Here is a 16,866-nt window from a genome sequence, read left to right as displayed (position 1 = left end):
GGTGACGCGCCTCGTCGAGTTCTTCGCCGCCGAACCCGTTCGGGTGTCGGCGGTGCTGCGGCTGCCGCTCATCGCACTGATCGCGGTGCTGGTGTGGATCTGGGAGGTCGACCACTGGCTGCCCGGGCTGTATGCCGTGGTCCTCGGCGGCTACGCGGTCGCCGCGGTGGTGTGGCTGCTCGCCGTGCTCAACGGACCGCTGCCGCGCTGGGCGGACTGGGCGTCGACCGGTGTCGACGTGCTGCTGATCGTGGTGCTGTGCGTCGTCTCGGGCGGCGCCACCGCGGCGCTGCTGCCGGTGTTCTTCCTGTTGCCCATCTCGGTGGCGTTCCAGGACCGGCCCTTGTTGACGGCGATCATCGGGACTGTCACCGCCGGCGCCTATCTGTCGGTGTGGATCGTCTACTCCAAGCGCGATGACCGGATCGGCCTGCCGGACATGGTCTATACGCACTTCGGGTTCCTGCTGTGGCTGGSGGTCGCCACCACCGCGCTGTGCCTGGTGCTGTCCCTGCGGGCCGCCCGGGTTCGGAGCCTGCTGGAGGTGCGCCGCCAGCTGGTCGCCGAGGCGATGCAGGCTGACGAGCGGCAGAATCGGGAAGTGGCGGAGAGCCTGCATGACGGCCCGTTGCAGACGCTGCTGGCGGCGCGGATGGAGGTCGACCTGCTCCGCGATACCCATCCCGACCCCGCGCTGGACATGGTGTACGACGCGCTGCAGGACACCGCCGCGATGCTGCGCTCGACGGTCACCGAACTGCACCCGCAGGTGCTCGCGCAGCTGGGCCTGGCCCCGGCCATCCGGGAATTGCTGCGCCAGTTCGAATCCCGCGGGGACTATGCCGTGTCGGCCGATTTGCAGGACGTCGGGAAGCCGGAATCCCAGACGCTGCTGCACCGGGCCGCCCGAGAGCTGCTCGCCAACATCCACAAGCACGCTCGCGCCACGGAAGTCGAGGTGACGTTGCGGCGCGTGGGCGACCGTGTGGTGTTGGTCGTCTCCGACGACGGCCCTGGGTTCGACCCCGCCGTCATCGCGACGCGCCTGGAGGAGGGCCATATCGGGCTGGGCTCGCTGCTGGCGCGTTTCGAGGCCATGGGTGGCGCACTGGAGATCGACTCGATGTCCGGTCGCGGCACCGTCATCACCGTGACATCGCCGCCGGAGTAAATCCGTCGCGCCGGAAAGCCCTGGGCCAGTACCGTGCCAGAGGTGAAGTTCCGGATCGCCGTGGTGGCCCTCGTCGCAGTCATCGTCGCGGCGCTGGTGAACGCGTTCGTGGTGACCGGTACGACGCGTGCCGCCGAACCGTTCGCCGGGGGCCATGTGCTGCAACTCGATGGCCCCGATGTGAACGTCCGGGAGTACGGGCCGCCCGGTGAGCGAGCCATCGTGCTGCTGCACGGGTATTCGGCCTCCATCGATTGGTGGGAGGAGGTGGCGTCGCGATTGGCGCGTGACCGACGCGTCGTCGCCATCGACCTCGTCGGGCACGGTGGTTCTGAGGCGCCGGGTGATCCGCGGCAATTTCAGGCCGATGGCCAGGCGGCCGTGGTACACAATGCGTTGACGGCCTTGGGTATTCGGCAGGCGGTGATCATCGGTCACTCGATGGGCGGCAGCGTCGCATCGGTGTTGGCGGACCGCTACCCGGAGGTGGTGGAGCGGGTGGTGGTCTCCGACACGCCTGCCGCCGTCGAGCTGGTGTCCATGCCGTTGCTGGGAAAGATGGTGTGCTGGCCGGTGCTCGGACCCGCCATGGATCACTTCCGTGAGGTGCCGGCGATCACCGAGAGTTCGTTGCAGACCGGTTTCGCCGCGGATTACCCGGTGCCGCAGTTCGCCTACCGGTCGCTGGAGCGGCTCACTTATAGGGGCGTATGCGATTCCAAGCAGGGCGCGCCGGTGTCGGTCGCGGACACGTTGACCGGCCTGGGTAAGCCGGTGTTGGTGATCTGGGGTGAGACCGATGCGCTCACGCCGACGGATCCCAATGTCACCCGGTATCTGGCGGCCGGCCTGTCCCCGCGGATCATCGCCGGCTCCGGGCACAGTCCGATGGTGGAGAAGCCCGACGAGTTCCTGTCTGCCATCGAAGATTTCGTCAGTCAGTGAGCCCGCGTGCGATGACCAACCGCTGAATCTGGTTGGTGCCCTCAAATATCTGCGTGATCTTGGCTTCCCGCATGTAGCGCTCGGCGCGGAAGTCGCGGGTGTAGCCGACCCCGCCGAGCACCTGGACGGCATCGGTGGTGACCTTCATGGCGGCGTCGGTGGCGACCAGTTTTGCCACGCTGGCCTGGGTCGAATAGGGCAGACCCAGATCCCGGCGCCGCGCGGCATCCAGATACGTGGCGCGGGCGCTGATCACCGCGGCCGCCATGTCGGCCAGCAGGAAACCCAGTCCCTGATGGTCGATGATCTTGCGGCCGAACGTGGTTCGCTCGTTCGCGTACCGCGTCGCATCATCGAGGGCGGCCTGGGCGATGCCGACGGCGACCGCCGCGATGCCCAGCCGGCCAGAGTCCAGCGCGGAGAAGGCGATCGAAAGTCCCTGTCCCTCAGTGCCGATCAGCCGGTCGGCGTCGATGCGGGCGTTGTCGTAGAACGCCGCGGTGGTGGGGACTGCGTGCAGGCCCATCTTCTCCTCGGGTTTGCCGAAGGTCAGGCCGTCCAGGTCGCCGGGAACCAGGAAGCAGCTGATCCCCTTCGAGCCTTCACCGGTGCGCGCGAACAGTGTGTAGAAATCCGCGACGCCCCCGTGGGTGATCCAAGATTTCGATCCGTTGAGCACGTAGCCGTCACCGTCGGAGGTCGCGGCGCAGCGCAGCGCTGCGGCGTCGGAACCGGCCTGCGGCTCCGAGAGGCTGTACGCGCCGATCTGGTCACCGGAGAGCATTCCGGGCAGCCACCGTTGCTTCTGGTCATCGGTGCCGAAGGCCAGCAGCGGGTGCGAGGACAGACTGTGCACGCTCACCGCGACGGCCACGGCGGCCCAGCGCGCCGCGATCTCCTCGAGGACCTGCAGGTACACCTCGAACGGTTGACCGCCGCCGCCCCATTCCTCGGGCTGCGGCAGGCTCAGCAGTCCGGCCGCGCCGAGTTGCGCGAACACCCCATCGGGATAGGTTTCGGCCTTCTCGTGGGCGTCGACGATCGGGTCGAGGACCTTGTCGGCGATATCGCGGGTCAGCGCGATGAGCTCTTGCGCCTCGTCGGAAGGGAGCAGGCGGTCCACGGGCACAGCAGTCACCTCTCGCAAAACGGTACTCAGACCGATCAAGCAGTATCGTCAGAAAGAGTACTGGATGATCGCGTGCAGTACTATTGCGGTATGTCCGACCTGTTGGAGGGTGGTTTCGCCACACGTCGGCAAACCAAGCTGTTCGATGATCTGCTGGCGTTGTTCTTGGACGAAGGGTTCAGCCATCTGACCCTCGATGAATTGGCGTCCCGGTTACGGTGCTCGAAATCCACGCTGTATGCGCTGGCCGCTAGCAAGGACGAGTTGGTCAGGCGCGTGACGGTGCATTTCTTCAAGCGCGCGACCGTGGCCGTCGAAGCGGCCATGGCGCAGACCGAGAATCTCGAAGAACGTGTCTCGGCCTACCTCACCGCGGTCGGCCGGGAGCTGGCCGTCGCGTCCGACGTGTTCATGGCCGACCTGAATGCCTGCGCCCCGGCCCGCGACGTCTACGAAGCCAACACCGCCGCGGCTGCGGCACGGGTCCGGGAACTGATCGAGGACGGTGTCGGCGCAGGAACATTCCGCGCGGTGAACGCCTCCTTCGCCGCCGACCTCATCGCGACGATGATGGTCCGCATCCAGCAGCGTGGCGTCGCCACCGCGACCGGTCTGAGCGATGCCGAGGCCTACACCGAGTTGGCGACGCTGCTCACTTACGGTCTGCGAACCTAGCCTCGCGTGGCGGTTCCGGCGGAATCTGGGGCCCTCTCCAGGCGCCATACGGACGCGTGCCAGGAATTGTCGGTGGTCGAATGTATGTTCGAAGAATGAAGGCGGCGGAGGCGACGACGGCACTGGACGCCGTACGCGAGCAGTTGCGCGCCGAACGCACCGCGGTGGCCGCGAAGATACTGGCCGCGGGCGCGTTCGCGGTCGCCCGGATGGCGGAGTTGGGCAATGCGTTCGAGGACCTGATCGTCGATGACTGGGAGCTGGTCGCCGCCGAACTCGGCGCCGAACTCGGGCTCAGCCGCGGCCGCGCTTGCACCATGATCACCCAGGGCCGCACCCTGCTCACTCACCTGCCCCGCTTCGCCGAGGTCTTCGCCACCGGCGTGGTGGATCTGCGGGTGCTGCGGATCATCCTGCACCGCACCGGGCTGATCACCGACCCCGACATAATGTCCGTCATCGACGCCCTGCTCGCCAAGGCGGCGCCTTCGTGGAACGGGCTCTCCGATGACCGCGTCTCCGAGCTCGTCGATTGGATGGTCATCGACGTCGATCCCGATGCGGTGCGCCGGGCCCGGGAATCCCGGCGTGCCCGCAGCATCACGGTGGAGCCGTGCGGTGGCGGGCTGGTCGAGATCTACGGCCGCCTCGATGCCACCGCCGGTGCGGTGTTCGATCAGCGCCTCGATGAGCTGGCCCGCACGGTGTGCCCGGATGATCCACGCACTGTCGCCGAACGCCGCGCCGATGCTGTCGAGCCGCTCGCCCTGGGCGCGACCAGCTTGCCGTGCTTGTGCGGGCAGCAGGAATGTCCGGCCGCCGGCAACGAGGCACCCCACGGACACATCGTCCTCCACCTGCACGGCGACCGGGACACTGTCGAGGGCAGATCGGACCGTCCCGCGCTACTGCCCGGCTATGGACCTGTCCCCGCCGAACAGGTCCGCGAGATGAGACCGCGCGCCACCGTCCGGGCCGTGCCTACGGCAGCCGATCTGGGGGCCGAGCGCGGCTACCAACCGTCTCGCGCGCTCACCGAGTTCATCGGCTGTCGGGATCTGACCTGCCGCTGGCCCGGGTGCAATGTCCCGGTCGCGCGCTGCGATATCGACCATACGACCCCGTGGCCCTACGGTCCGACGCATCCGTCGAACACGAAGTTGTACTGCCGAATTCACCACTTGATCAAGACTTTTCACAGCGGACCGGGTGGCTGGAACGACCAGCAGCACGCCGATGGCACGATCACGATCACGGCCCCCAACGGCCGGGTGTACACCACCACACCAGGCGGGACGCTGTTCTTCCCGCAGATCGCGCAGTCGACCGCAGCCCTCGTGTTGCCACCGGCCCCACCTCCCAGCGCGCACCGAGAATTCGCCACTCCCAAGCGAAAACGCACCCGGGCGCAGAACCGGGCCTACCGAATAGCCCACGAACGCGGGCTCAACCGCGCCCACTACGAAGCCAACCCACCGCCCTTTTAGGTGTGCGGCTGACGGGTGACACTAGCCGCCGACCGGCCCCGGCGCCGCGTCCTGCCCGCCCGCGCTGATGACCAGAGCGGCCATCACCAGGGCAATACCCGCCGCCTCTGCGACCGCCGGAACCTGGTGCAACACCGCAGCGCCGACCACGGCCGCCGTCGCCGGAAGCAAGGCCAGCAGCAGCGCGAACCGCGCCCGGCCCACCCGGGTGAGCACCACCTGATCGAACGCGTACGGGACCGTGGTGGACAGCACGCCGACGCCGAGACCGAGCAGCCAGGTTCGGGGTTCGGTGAACACGGTCGGGTCATCGAGTAGTTGGCCGCTCAACAGCGGAGCGGCCAACACCGCCGCGGCCACCGCCATCCCGACCGCCAGCGAGTCCAGTCCGGCGCCCGCGTCGGCGACGCGCTTACCGAGCAGGATGTAGCCGGCCCACAGCGCGGCGGCGACGAGCGCGAAGACGATGCCCAGTGTGTCGGCGCCGGTCTGGACCCCGGCCAGTAGGGCGACCCCCGCCGCCACCATCGCCACCGCGAGGATGTCGCGCGGCCGTCGCGACCCGTACGTTGCGACCGCCACCGGACCCAGGAACTCGATGGCCACCGCGGTGCCGAGCGGGATCCGCGCGATCGCTTCGAAGAAGGCGACGTTCATCCCGACCGTCACGATGCCGAACCCGCCGGCGACCGCGATGCCGCGTCGCGTCCAGGTCCGCCGCCACGGCCGGCGCCAGGCAATGAGCACCAGCGCTGCCGCGGTCGCACGCAGCCAGGCGACCGCCGCGGGGTCGGTCGTCTCGAACAGGAAGACCCCGATCGCGGCACCGACGTACTGCGAGATGGCACCGACGACGAAGAACGCGGGCACCGACCAGGCGGGCACCCGCGTCACGGCGTCACAGCGCGGCGTTGATCGCGTCCACCCGGTCCTTGGCGTCGCCGAAGAGCATCTGGGTGTTGTCCCGGAAGAACAGCGGGTTCTGCACGCCGGCGTAGCCCGAGGCCATGGAGCGCTTGAAGACGATGACGTTGTCGGCGTTCCACACCGTGAGCACCGGCATCCCCGCGATCGGGCTGGAGGGGTCTTCGGAGGCGGCGGGGTTGACGGTGTCGTTGGCGCCGATGACCAGCACGACGGTGGTGCCGTCGAAGTCGTCGTTGATCTCGTCCATTTCCAGGACGATGTCGTAGGGCACTTTGGCTTCGGCCAGCAGCACGTTCATGTGGCCGGGCAGCCGGCCGGCGACGGGGTGGATGCCGAAGCGGACGTTGATACCGCGCTCGCGCAGCTTGCGGGTCAGATCGGCCACGCCGTACTGGGCCTGGGCCACCGCCATGCCGTAGCCGGGGGTGATGATGACCGAGCTGGCTGAGGACAGCAGTTCGGCGGCGGCGTCGGCGTTGATCTCGCGGTGCTCGCCGTAGTCCTTGTCCTCGGCGGGGCCGGCCTCGATGCCGAAGCCTCCGGCGATGACGGAGATGAAGGACCGGTTCATGGCCTTGCACATGATGTAGGACAGGTAGGCACCCGAGGAGCCCACGAGCGCGCCGGTGATGATCAGCAGGTCGTTGGACAGCAGGAAGCCCGAGGCGGCCGCGGCCCAGCCGGAGTAGCTGTTGAGCATCGATACCACCACGGGCATGTCGCCGCCGCCGATGGAGGCGACCAGGTGCCAGCCGAGCAGCAGCGCCAGCACCGTGACGACGACGAGCAGCCACAGGTGCGGGTCGATGACGAACCACACGGTGAGGGCGATGAAGACGACGAGCGCGCCCACGTTGAGGAAGTTCTTGCCCGGCAGCATCAACGGTGTGGATTTGATCCGGGCGGACAGCTTGAGGTTCGCCACGATCGAGCCGGTGAAGGTGACCGCACCGATGAAGACGCCGACGAACACCTCGGCGGAGTGGATGCCCAGCAGGCCTTCGCCGGCGAGGACGGCCGCCTCGGCGCCGCCGGGATCGGCTTCGACGTGCAGGTAGCCGTTCCAGCCCACCAGTACCGCGGCCAGACCGACGAAGCTGTGCAGCAGCGCGATGAGTTCGGGCATGCCGGTCATCTCGACCACCCGGGCGCGCCACAGACCGATCGCGGCACCGATCGCCATGGCCCCGACCAGCAGCCCGAGCCCGAGCGGCTCGATGTGGCGGTTCAGCGCGAGCGCGACGGTCGCGACGAGCGCGACGGCCATGCCGGCCATGCCGAAGGTGTTGCCCGCCTTCGACGTTTCGTGCTTGGACAGCCCGGCCAGCGCGAGGATGAACAGCAGGGCCGCGACGACGTAGGCCGAGGTGGCGGCAGTCTCTACCGTGAGCATGGAATCCATTTCCATTCGGATCAGATGAGTCGAGGAAGGGGCGCAGGGCTAGCTGCGGGAGAACATCAGCTTCTAGAGAACATTGCGAGCATGCGACGCGTCACCGCGAACCCGCCGAACACGTTGATGCTGGCCAGCAGGATCGCCACGGTCGCGAGGACCGTGATCGGGGTGTTCTCGTGACCGATCTGCAGCAGGGCGCCGACGACGATGATCCCGGAGATCGCGTTGGTCACCGACATCAGCGGAGTGTGCAGCGCATGGTGCACGTGGCCGATCACGTAGTACCCGATGACGATCGCCAGGGCGAAGACTGTCAGGTGCACCTGCAGCGCGGCGGGGGAGAGTGCGATCAGCGCGAACAGCACCGCGGCCGCGGCGAACGTGATGCCCAACCGGCGCCCGGCCGTCATCGGCTCCTTGGCCTTGGGGGCCTGGACCGGGGCGGCCGCGGCAGCAGACGCCGGGGCCGCCGAGACCTGCACCGGTGGCGGGGGCCAGGTGGTCTGGCCGTCGCGCACGACGGTCACCGAACGCTGCACGACGTCGTCGAAGTTCAGCGTGAGGAGGCCGTCCTTCTCCGGGGTGAGCAACTTGAGCAGGTTCACCAGGTTGGTGCCGTAGAGCTGAGAAGCCGTTGCCGGTAGCCGCCCGGCCAGATCGGTGTAGCCGATGATCGTCACGCCGTTGTCGGTGAGGATGGCCTGGTCCTTCACCGTGCCCTCGACGTTGCCGCCGTTGGCCGCGGCCATGTCGACGATCACGCTGCCCGGCTTCATCGAGGCCACCATGTCGGCGGTGATGATGCGGGGCGCCGGCCGGCCGGGGATCAGTGCGGTGGTGATGATGATGTCGACGTCGGCCGCCTGCTCGGCGTAGAGCGCGGCCTCGCGGGCCTTGTAGTCCTCGCCCATCTCCTTGGCGTAGCCGGTGGCCGAGACCTCGGCCGCCTCCTTGTCGACGTACAGGTACTCCCCGCCCAGTGACTTGACCTGGTCGGCGACCTCGGGTCGCGGGTCGGTGGCCCGCACGATGGCGCCCATGCTGCCCGCGGCGCCGATCGCGGCCAGCCCGGCCACCCCGGCGCCCACGACGAGCACCTTGGCCGGGGGGACCTTGCCCGCGGCGGTGACCTGCCCCGTGAAGAACCGGCCGAACGCGTGCGCGGCCTCCACGACGGCGCGGTAGCCGGCGATGTTGGCCATCGAGGACAGCACGTCCAGGGACTGGGCGCGTGAGATGCGCGGTACCGCGTCCATGGCCAGCACGGTGATGGGGCGGGTCGAGAGCTTCTCGAGGAGTTCGGGGCGCAGTGCCGGAGAGATCAGGCTGACCAGCGTCGCGCCATCCTTGACCGCGGCGATCTCGGCGTCCTCGGGTGCGTTGACCTTCAGTACGACATCGGCGGTCCAGGGTGAGCCGATGCTGGCGCCGGCCTCCTCATAGGCGGCGTCCGAGAAGCTCGAGGCGACCCCGGCGCCGGATTCGACGACGACGGAGTAGCCGAGCTTGAGGATCTGGCCGACGGTCTGCGGCGTGGCGGCAACACGAGTCTCACCTGCTTGAGACTCGCGCGGTATCCCGATGATCATCCGAAGAGTCTCGCATCCACGCCGCGATTGTGCGCATGCCCCTCTGGCGGTGAGCGGTCCGCTTAACCCGCCCAACGTGACGAAATGCGCGATCTCCGGTCGATGGATCGCGCATTTGCGCACTGTCGAGGTCGCGCTGAGTCAGGCGAGGAGCAGGTCGAAGTGGCGTGCCTAGAGCCAGTCGCGGCGCTTGAACATCACGTACAGGATCATCACCAGCGCGACGATCAGCGCCGAGCTGGTGAGGAAGCCCCCGACGGTCTCCAGTCCCGGATAGAGGACGTTCTGGCCGTAGAACCCGGTGATCGCGGTCGGCACCGCGATGATCGCGGCCCACCCGGTGAGCTTCTTCATCACGGTGTTCAGCCGGGCGTCCTGCAACGACAGATTCGTCTCGAACACGGTGGTGACCATGTCGCGGAGCGATTCCGTCCATTCCGAGGCGCGCAGCACGTGGTCGTACAGGTCGGCGTAGAGCGGGTCGAGCTCGGGTGAGGTCTTGGCGTCGAGCCGGCGGTGCTGGATGGTGCTGACCACCTCGCGTACCGGCAACACCACCCGGCGCAGGTCCACCAGATCCTTGCGGACCCGGAAGGTCCGCCGCTGCAGGCCATGTGGCGGCCCGTCGTCGGAGAACAGTTCATCTTCCAGTGATTCGATGGCGTCATCGAGGGCCTGGACGGCATCGAAATGTCCGTCCACCACCACGTCGAGTAGGCCGTGCACCAGCGAGCCGACCCCGTGGGACTGCCCGCCGAGTTCGTCGAAGCGGCGGGACACCTCGCCGATATCGAAGGCGGGATCCTCACCGCCGATGGTCGGCAGCCGGACGGTGATGAGTCCGCGGGGCAGTACGAAGGCCGAGATGCGGTGCTTGACCAGCATGGAATCGCTGTCGCCGTCGGTATCGCGGACGTCCAGCGCGTACACCGTGAAGAACGTATGTGATTGGTAGACAGCGGCTTTGGTGCGTTCCTTCGGTGCGGTCGCGTCCTCGACGGCCCAGATGTTGAGGCGCAGCTCGTGCGCCAGTGCCAGCAGGGCGTCGTGGTCCGGGTCGTAGATATCGGCCCATACCAGTTGGTCCTCGGAGGCCAGGCAGTCCGAGATCGCATCGAAGGTGAACTCGTCGTCGCGCGGTTCGCCATTCCGCCACAACCGGCCTGTCACTTGCGTCACGCCCGCCATCATTCCTCGTCGGAGAGTTTCGGCACGCGGACTGCGGGGAATGCACGTAATTGCCGGGCGCGTCGATAAATGCGGCGCGTCCATCCTCCGAAGGAGTCGAGATGTCTGACAACAACACCCTCTGGATCATTGTGGCGGCGGTGGTGGCCTTGGTGGTCGTCGTCGGCCTGATCCTGCTGGCCCGCAACAAACGCACTCAGAGCAGGCGCGATGAGGCCCAGCGGTTGCGCACCGAACTCGAATCCGAGCGTGAGCAGGTGGCCAAGCGGCAGGCACTGGCCGACGAGACCGATGCCCGGGCGCGTGCGGCGGCGGCCGAAGCCGAGGCCAAGGCTGCCGAGGCGCGGCGGCTCAGTGAGCGGGCATCCTCTCATCAGGAGACGGCCGCGACCCATCTTGAGGATCTCGACGAGCGCAGCAAACACATCGACAAGCTCGACCCCGACGTGAAGAACCATCGGCGCGACGGTGACGACGCCCCCGATCGTCAGGTGATCACCGATCCGCCGCGGCGCGTCGAGAACCCCCGCTAGTGGAAACGCAGGCCGCATCTCGTTTGCGCTGCGAACGTGCATCGACATGGGACGGATTGATCCGCACCGCCGCCGGTGACCCCACCATGTACTCCATGGAATTCGTGGTCGAACGCGGTAAGGCCCGCTGCCCGCGTTGTGTCGCGGTGGCCGAGTACTCCTTCGTCGAGCTGGGGCCGAATCTTCTTCGCTACGAGGTGAATTGCGTCGGCTGCGGGGAGGCCTATCGCGAGAAACTGGGTCCGGTGGCCCCGGCGGCCGGGGTGCTCGCCACGGTCGACGATTGGCTGCCGGCCATTCCGGAGCCGAGCGTGCCACTGCGCGCGCGCATGGACGGTTGGGTCGGAACCGTCCGCAGCCGGGCCGCGACGCTGTCCGCCTCGACCACCTCGGCCTTGGCGTCGCTTCGGGCGCGCCGACAGACTGAAACCGTGGTGGAGCCCGTCGCCTAGGTGGATCGGTACGCTCGGCGGGTGTGAGGGACGCGCCGCTGGACGGTCTGCTGGAACGAGCGGGCGGTATCCGCGGACTGGTCTATTCGGCGCTGCCGGTCACCACCTACGCGGTGACCGCCGCGGCGCTCGGACGCATCCCCGCGGTCGTCGCGGCGCTGACGGTCGCCGCCCTGGCGCTGGCGTGGCAACTGGCGCACCGGGAATCGTTGCGGCCGGCACTGTGGGGATTCGCCGGCGTGGCGCTATGCGCCGGACTGGCCTTGGTCACCGGGCAGGCGAAGGACTTCTATCTCCCCGGTATCTGGATCGCCCTGCTGATGGCCATCCTGTTCACCGCATCCATCGTGATCCGGCGCCCCCTGGTCGGAGTCGTGTGGGCATGGGTGACCGGACGGGACGGCGCGTGGCGACGGATACCGCGGGTACGGCTGGCCTTCGACGTCGTCACCGCGGTGATGGCCGCCGTGTCGTGGTCACGCTTTCTGGTGCAGAACCACCTGTACGACAGTGACCGGGCCGAACTGCTGGCGGTGGCGCGGCTGGCCATGGGCTGGCCGCTGTTCCTGGTGACCACCACGCTGATGGTGCTGGCGGTCCGGTACGCCATCCGCACGTTGCCGCGACCCGCCGCGGGATAAAACTCACCGCGATTCCAGATCTTCCCGGTCGGGCACCCCGCGGTTCTAATACGCGGGTGAACAAGTCGCTGTCCGCCGACCCTTGCTGTTGCCGCTGAGGCCAAACGCCCCAGCGCATTTCTTCCAACAGCTCTCACAGCAAGAGAAAGTCGGCCAGCAGTGTCTGTCTTCGTTGATATCGTGCCCGACGAGCCGAAAGTCGATCCGTCGCGCTCGGCCGCACCCTCCCAGCGGTGGAAGGGCCTGCTCACCAAGGCGGGGTTGCCGCTGCTCTCGGTCCTGGTGTTCTTCGCCGTCTGGCAGACCGTCGCGACCCTGGGTATCTGGAACGAGACCTTCGTGCCGTACCCGAGCACGGTGTGGCGCGCCTTCATCGACGTCTCCACCACCCATGACGGCACCCGCGGCTACGCCGGCTACCTGCTCTACGAGCACCTCTACATGACGCTGCGCCGGGTCTTCGCCGGTGTCGTGATCGGTGTGGTGCTCGGTGTCCTGCTCGGCCTGTTGATGGGGTCGGTCGGCTGGCTGCGCAGCGTGCTGGAGCCATGGCTGACGTTCCTGCGGGCGCTGCCGCCGCTGGCCTACTTCTTCCTGCTGGTGATCTGGCTCGGCATCGATGAGGCCCCGAAGATCACCCTGCTGGCGCTGGCCGCGCTGCCGCCCGCCGCGGTGGCCACCACGGCGGCCGTCGTCGCCGCGCCCGTGGGTCTGCAGGAAGCGGCCCGGGCGCTGGGCGCCACCCGGATTCAGGTGATCCGCGATGTGGTGGTGCCCTCGGCGCTGCCGGAGACCTTCACCGGCATCCGGCTGGCGGTCGGCATGGCCTACTCCTCGGTGGTCGCCGCCGAACTGTTCAACGGCATCCCCGGTATCGGCGGATTGGTCAAGGACGCAAGCAATTACAACAACACGCCGGTTGTGCTGGTCGGCATCTTCGCCATCGGCTTTTCGGGCCTGATCATCGACGGTCTACTTCGCGCCGCCGAACGGCGCGCCGTCCCCTGGAGAGGAAAAATCTAGATGAAGTTCAAAGCCCTACTGGCAGTTGCCGCCAGCGCTCTCGCGCTGGCCGGTTGCGCGGTGGACAACTCCGGAAGCGACTCCGACAAGGAGACCATCCGCATCGGCTACCAGTCCTTCCCCAGCGGCGACCTGATCGTCAAGAACAACAAGTGGCTCGAAGAGGCACTGCCCGACTTCAACATCAAGTGGATCAAGTTCGACTCCGGCGCCGACGTGAACACCGCGTTCATCGCCAAGGAACTCGACTTCGGTGCGCTGGGTTCCAGCCCGGTGGCACGCGGCCTGTCCGCCCCGCTGAACATCCCCTACAAGGTGGCATTCGTCCTCGACGTCGCCGGCGACAACGAGGCGCTGGTGGTGCGCAACGCCGCGAACGTCAACACCATCCCCGAGCTGAAGGGCAAGCGGATCGCCACCCCGTTCGCGTCGACGGCCCACTACAGCCTGCTCGCGGCGCTCTCGCAGAACGGCTTGACGCCCAATGACGTTCAGCTGATCGACCTGCAGCCCCAGGCGATCCTGGCGGCGTGGGACCGCGGTGACATCGACGCCGCCTACACCTGGCTGCCCACCCTGGACGACCTGCGCAAGTCCGGCAAGGACCTGATCACCAGCCGCCAGCTGGCCAAGGACGGTAAGCCGACGCTGGACCTCGGCGCGGTGCGCACCGAGTTCGCCGACGCGCACCCCGAGGTCGTCGACATCTGGCGCCAGCAGGAAGCGCGGGCCCTCGACGTCATCAAAGATGACCCGGAAGCCGCCGCCAAGGCCATCGCCGCCGAGGTCGGTCTGACACCGGAAGACCTTGCCGGACAGCTCAAGCAGGGCGTCTACCTGACGCCGGCCGAGGTCGCCTCCCCCGAGTGGCTCGGGTCGGACGGCAAGCCCGGCAACATCGCGGCCAACCTGCAGAGCGCGTCGGAGTTCCTCGCCGAGCAGAAGCAGATCCCGGAGGCGGCACCGCTGAAGACGTTCCAGGACGCCATCTACACCAAGGGTCTTCCCGATGCCCTCAAGCAGTGACATCGCCACCCGCGGCGGTCTGCGGATCGCGAACGTCGCGCATCGCTACGGTGACGTCACCGCGCTGGGACCGGTCGATCTCGATGTCGAGCCGGGCGCGTTCCTGGTGCTGGTCGGCGCGTCGGGCTGCGGTAAGAGCACGCTGCTACGGCTGATCGCAGGCTTCGAGGAACCCACCGCGGGTGAGGTGCGCGTCGAAGGTGCCTCGCCCACACCAGGTGTCACCTCGGGCGTGGTGTTCCAGCAGCCGCGGCTGTTCCCCTGGCGCACCGTCGGCGGCAACGTCGACCTGGCTCTCAAATACGCGAAGGTGCCTCGCGAGCGGCGCGCCGAGCGACGCGATCAGCTCCTGGAGCGCGTCGGGCTGGAGGGCACCGGCAACCGCAAGATCTGGGAGATCAGCGGTGGGCAGCAGCAGCGCGTCGCGATCGCGCGGGCACTGGCGGCCGAGACCCCGCTGTTCCTGCTCGACGAACCGTTCGCCGCACTGGACGCGCTGACCCGCGAACGGCTGCAGGACGACGTGCGTCAGGTCAGCGCCGAGTCGGGGCGCACCACGGTGTTCGTCACCCACAGCGCCGACGAGGCCGCCTTCCTGGGATCGCGGATCGTGGTGCTGACCCGCCGGCCCGGCAAGGTCGCACTCGACCTGCCCTCGGAGCTGCCGCGTTCCGGGATCGAGGCCGACGAGCTGCGCAAGTCATCGGAGTTCCTGAAGCTGCGCAATGAGGTCAGCGACGCGGTGAAGGCGGCCGCCGCTTAACCCTCTGTCTCGGGGTAGATACCCGAGAATCCTCTGGCGCTCAACAACTCTGCGGTGGCTTGCCAGAGCCGTCGTCGGGCGGTGGGGTCATCGCCCGGTGCCACCGGAGTGACGCGGCGGGCGGATCGGCCCGAGTAATAGCCTCCTGACTCCAACCCGCCTTCGGTGGCGAGTTGCACGATGAGGCCGGCGCCGTGGTCGGGATCTCCGATGTTCAGCGCATGCAGGATGCGCTCCAGCGTTGCGGCGAACGGCAATTCGCGTCCGAGCCCGGTGGTGTTGTAGCCCGGGTTCAGACATGTCGCGCTGACCGCGGTGCCGGCGAGTCGGTCGGCCAGTTCGAGGCTGAACATGATGTCGAGCAGCTTGGTCTTGCCGTAGATCGGCGACGACTGGAGAGCGTTGAACGGGCGGATGTCGGTGAGGTCCTCCGGTATCTTCAGCAAGCCGTGGCGGCGCGAGGCCTCGGAGGCGACAGTGATGATGCGGGCCTGGTCGGCGCGCCGCAGTGCCGGCAGGACGGTGCCGGTGAACAGCCACGGCGCCAGATAGTTGACGGTGATCATCTCGGGGAGGCCACAATTCGTGGTCCGCTGGTTCATGGTGTGAACACCCGCGTTGTTGATCAAGGTGTCGAAGCGTTCGAAGCGTTCGACTATCTCGGTCCCGGCGTCCCTGGTGCCGGCGAGATCGGTGAAGTCTGCGTCGACGATGTCAACATCGGCAGCCGGCGCCGCCTGCCGGATCCTGGCCACGGTCAGGTCGGCACGTCGCCGGTTCCGGGCGGTGAGGACGAGGTGCATGCCGCGACGCGCAAGGTCTATGGCGGCCAGCTCGCCGATGCCGCTGGTGGCGCCCGTGATCACCACGACGGGCCGGCCGGCCGCTGCGGGATCCTGCGTCATCGGAGCCCAGGATGCCGCGGTTCTCGGTCTCTTCGCATCAATGGACCTCCGTCACGCTCAAGCCGGCGAGCCGCTCGTGCGGCGCATTCCGGCGAAACTGATTCTCAGACTCCATCCAATAGTAGACTGAGTCTATGTTTTACGCCGAGGCGCAGCGCCCGCTCGGTCTGCGGGCGCGCAAGAAGCTGCACACGTGGCGGGAAATTCGGGGTGCTGCCACCCGGTTACTCCGTGATCACGACTATGCCGACGTCAGCATTGACATGATCGCCGCCGAGGCCAATGTCTCCAGGGCAACCTTCTTCAACTACTTCGGCTCCAAGGATGCGGTCGTCTTCGACGCGGACCCCGAAGAGCTTGCGGCCTATCAGGCGCTCCTCGATGCCCGACCGGCCGACGAGCCTGTGTGGACCTCACTGCGCGAGGTTCTGATCGCGACCGTGGATTCGGTCGGCGAACAAATGGTCGTCCAGCGTGATCTGTTGCAGCGCAACAGGGTGCTCGCCGACAGTGGACGTTCCTTCGGGGACCAGTTTCGTCAGGCGCTGACCGCCTGGGCGACCCGGCGGGCCATGGACGCGGGCATGACGGAGTTTCAGGCCGCGCTCGTGGTCGCCACAGCCGACGCCGCCGCGACCACCGCCTACCGGTTCTGGGATCCCGCCCGCGGCGCTCAGGCGCTACGCGACCTCATCGCCAAAGCCTTCGACACCGTCGGCGCACACATCGCACCACCCGGCGAGGCGTGAGACCGGACGCGGCAGCATGGCCCCGAATGCAGAAAAGCACCCGTCACGCCAAGGCGTGCGGGTGCTTCTGTGTCGGACGGTCTAGACCGGCGGGTAGGCCGGGGGCGGGTAGACGCCGCGAAGACCCCAAGCCAGCCAGCTGAAGAAGAACTCGCCTTCATCGCTGATGTCGTAATCAGGATTCGGATCCATCAGTACCTCCCAGGCACGGCCGCTTTCTCAGGAGTTTAGACCTAACCGCACATGTCGGGACACCGTAACCGTCTT

General features: G+C 67.7%; 18 protein-coding genes. 11 read left to right on the top strand and 7 right to left on the bottom strand.

The features are described 5' to 3' along the window. Window position 1 precedes the first annotated feature (1 nt). Window positions 2-1,171, top strand: a complete 1,170-nt coding sequence (locus tag ASE48_RS20935) for a sensor histidine kinase (protein WP_057169080.1) — start codon at window positions 2-4, stop codon at window positions 1,169-1,171. Between the two features lie 42 nt (window positions 1,172-1,213). After that, window positions 1,214-2,116, top strand: a complete 903-nt coding sequence (locus ASE48_RS20930; RefSeq protein ID WP_057169079.1) for an alpha/beta fold hydrolase — start codon at window positions 1,214-1,216, stop codon at window positions 2,114-2,116. On the opposite strand, the gene ASE48_RS20925 is transcribed toward ASE48_RS20930, so the two are convergent. Further along, the gene (locus ASE48_RS20925; protein ID WP_057169078.1) at window positions 2,106-3,245 is read right to left on the bottom strand and encodes an acyl-CoA dehydrogenase family protein; all 1,140 of its coding nucleotides are present in this window, start codon (window positions 3,243-3,245) and stop codon (window positions 2,106-2,108) included. The two genes, ASE48_RS20930 and ASE48_RS20925, sit on opposite strands and share 11 nt — an antisense overlap. Window positions 3,246-3,335: 90 nt before the next feature. Between ASE48_RS20925 and ASE48_RS20920 the strand changes: the two genes are divergently transcribed. Together ASE48_RS20920 and ASE48_RS20915 are read left to right on the top strand one after the other, a co-directional pair. Continuing rightward, a complete protein-coding gene (locus ASE48_RS20920) occupies window positions 3,336-3,920 on the top strand; it encodes a TetR/AcrR family transcriptional regulator (protein WP_057169365.1) in 585 nt (194 codons plus the stop codon). A gap of 95 nt (window positions 3,921-4,015) precedes the next feature. Beyond that, the gene (locus ASE48_RS20915) at window positions 4,016-5,407 is read left to right on the top strand and encodes an HNH endonuclease signature motif containing protein (RefSeq protein ID WP_057169077.1); all 1,392 of its coding nucleotides are present in this window, start codon (window positions 4,016-4,018) and stop codon (window positions 5,405-5,407) included. Between the two features lie 21 nt (window positions 5,408-5,428). Here the strand turns inward: ASE48_RS20915 and ASE48_RS20910 are convergent, their stop codons facing one another. The 4 genes from ASE48_RS20910 to ASE48_RS20895 form a co-directional block, all read right to left on the bottom strand. After that, a complete protein-coding gene (locus ASE48_RS20910) occupies window positions 5,429-6,301 on the bottom strand; it encodes an EamA family transporter (RefSeq protein ID WP_057169076.1) in 873 nt (290 codons plus the stop codon). 4 nt (window positions 6,302-6,305) lie between these two features. Continuing rightward, entirely contained in the window at window positions 6,306-7,727 is a 1,422-nt protein-coding gene (pntB, locus tag ASE48_RS20905; protein ID WP_057169364.1) for a Re/Si-specific NAD(P)(+) transhydrogenase subunit beta, read from the bottom strand. Window positions 7,728-7,792: 65 nt separating this feature from the next. Beyond that, window positions 7,793-9,319 carry a Re/Si-specific NAD(P)(+) transhydrogenase subunit alpha gene (locus tag ASE48_RS20900; protein ID WP_057169075.1) on the bottom strand — a complete coding sequence of 509 codons (1,527 nt, stop codon included), beginning with the start codon at window positions 9,317-9,319 and terminating at the stop codon, window positions 7,793-7,795. 171 nt (window positions 9,320-9,490) lie between these two features. After that, on the bottom strand, window positions 9,491-10,498 hold the full coding sequence (locus ASE48_RS20895) for a magnesium transporter CorA family protein (protein WP_082614357.1): 1,008 nt from the start codon (window positions 10,496-10,498) through the stop codon (window positions 9,491-9,493). Between the two features lie 110 nt (window positions 10,499-10,608). Here ASE48_RS20895 and ASE48_RS20890 point away from each other — a divergent pair, with 110 nt between their 5' ends. The 6 genes from ASE48_RS20890 (at window position 10,609) to ASE48_RS20865 (ending at window position 14,945) form a co-directional block, all read left to right on the top strand. Next, entirely contained in the window at window positions 10,609-11,040 is a 432-nt protein-coding gene (locus tag ASE48_RS20890; protein WP_057169074.1) for a hypothetical protein, read from the top strand. A gap of 95 nt (window positions 11,041-11,135) precedes the next feature. After that, on the top strand, window positions 11,136-11,492 hold the full coding sequence (locus ASE48_RS20885) for a hypothetical protein (protein ID WP_162264255.1): 357 nt from the start codon (window positions 11,136-11,138) through the stop codon (window positions 11,490-11,492). 23 nt (window positions 11,493-11,515) lie between these two features. After that, window positions 11,516-12,133, top strand: a complete 618-nt coding sequence (locus ASE48_RS20880; protein WP_057169072.1) for a DUF3159 domain-containing protein — start codon at window positions 11,516-11,518, stop codon at window positions 12,131-12,133. 159 nt (window positions 12,134-12,292) lie between these two features. After that, window positions 12,293-13,156: an ABC transporter permease gene (locus ASE48_RS20875; protein WP_057169071.1), complete on the top strand. Its 864-nt coding sequence runs from the start codon at window positions 12,293-12,295 to the stop codon at window positions 13,154-13,156. Beyond that, a complete protein-coding gene (locus tag ASE48_RS20870; protein ID WP_057169070.1) occupies window positions 13,157-14,182 on the top strand; it encodes a taurine ABC transporter substrate-binding protein in 1,026 nt (341 codons plus the stop codon). Further along, window positions 14,166-14,945, top strand: a complete 780-nt coding sequence (locus ASE48_RS20865) for an ABC transporter ATP-binding protein (protein WP_057169069.1) — start codon at window positions 14,166-14,168, stop codon at window positions 14,943-14,945. The genes ASE48_RS20870 and ASE48_RS20865 overlap by 17 nt, the downstream gene beginning before the upstream one ends. Here ASE48_RS20865 and ASE48_RS20860 read toward each other — a convergent pair. Then, window positions 14,942-15,850 carry an SDR family NAD(P)-dependent oxidoreductase gene (locus ASE48_RS20860; RefSeq protein WP_057169068.1) on the bottom strand — a complete coding sequence of 303 codons (909 nt, stop codon included), beginning with the start codon at window positions 15,848-15,850 and terminating at the stop codon, window positions 14,942-14,944. The genes ASE48_RS20865 and ASE48_RS20860 overlap by 4 nt on opposite strands. Window positions 15,851-15,984: 134 nt before the next feature. On the opposite strand from ASE48_RS20860, the gene ASE48_RS20855 reads away from it, so the two are divergent. Next, window positions 15,985-16,599, top strand: a complete 615-nt coding sequence (locus tag ASE48_RS20855; protein WP_057169067.1) for a TetR/AcrR family transcriptional regulator — start codon at window positions 15,985-15,987, stop codon at window positions 16,597-16,599. 81 nt (window positions 16,600-16,680) lie between these two features. Here ASE48_RS20855 and ASE48_RS32815 read toward each other — a convergent pair whose 3' ends face one another. After that, window positions 16,681-16,794: a hypothetical protein gene (locus ASE48_RS32815; protein ID WP_200962227.1), complete on the bottom strand. Its 114-nt coding sequence runs from the start codon at window positions 16,792-16,794 to the stop codon at window positions 16,681-16,683. Window positions 16,795-16,866: the final 72 nt, after the last annotated feature.

The organism is Mycobacterium sp. Root265 (assembly GCF_001428895.1).
Classification (GTDB): Bacteria; Actinomycetota; Actinomycetes; order Mycobacteriales; family Mycobacteriaceae; genus Mycobacterium.
This window is presented reverse-complemented; position numbering and strand designations above follow the sequence as displayed.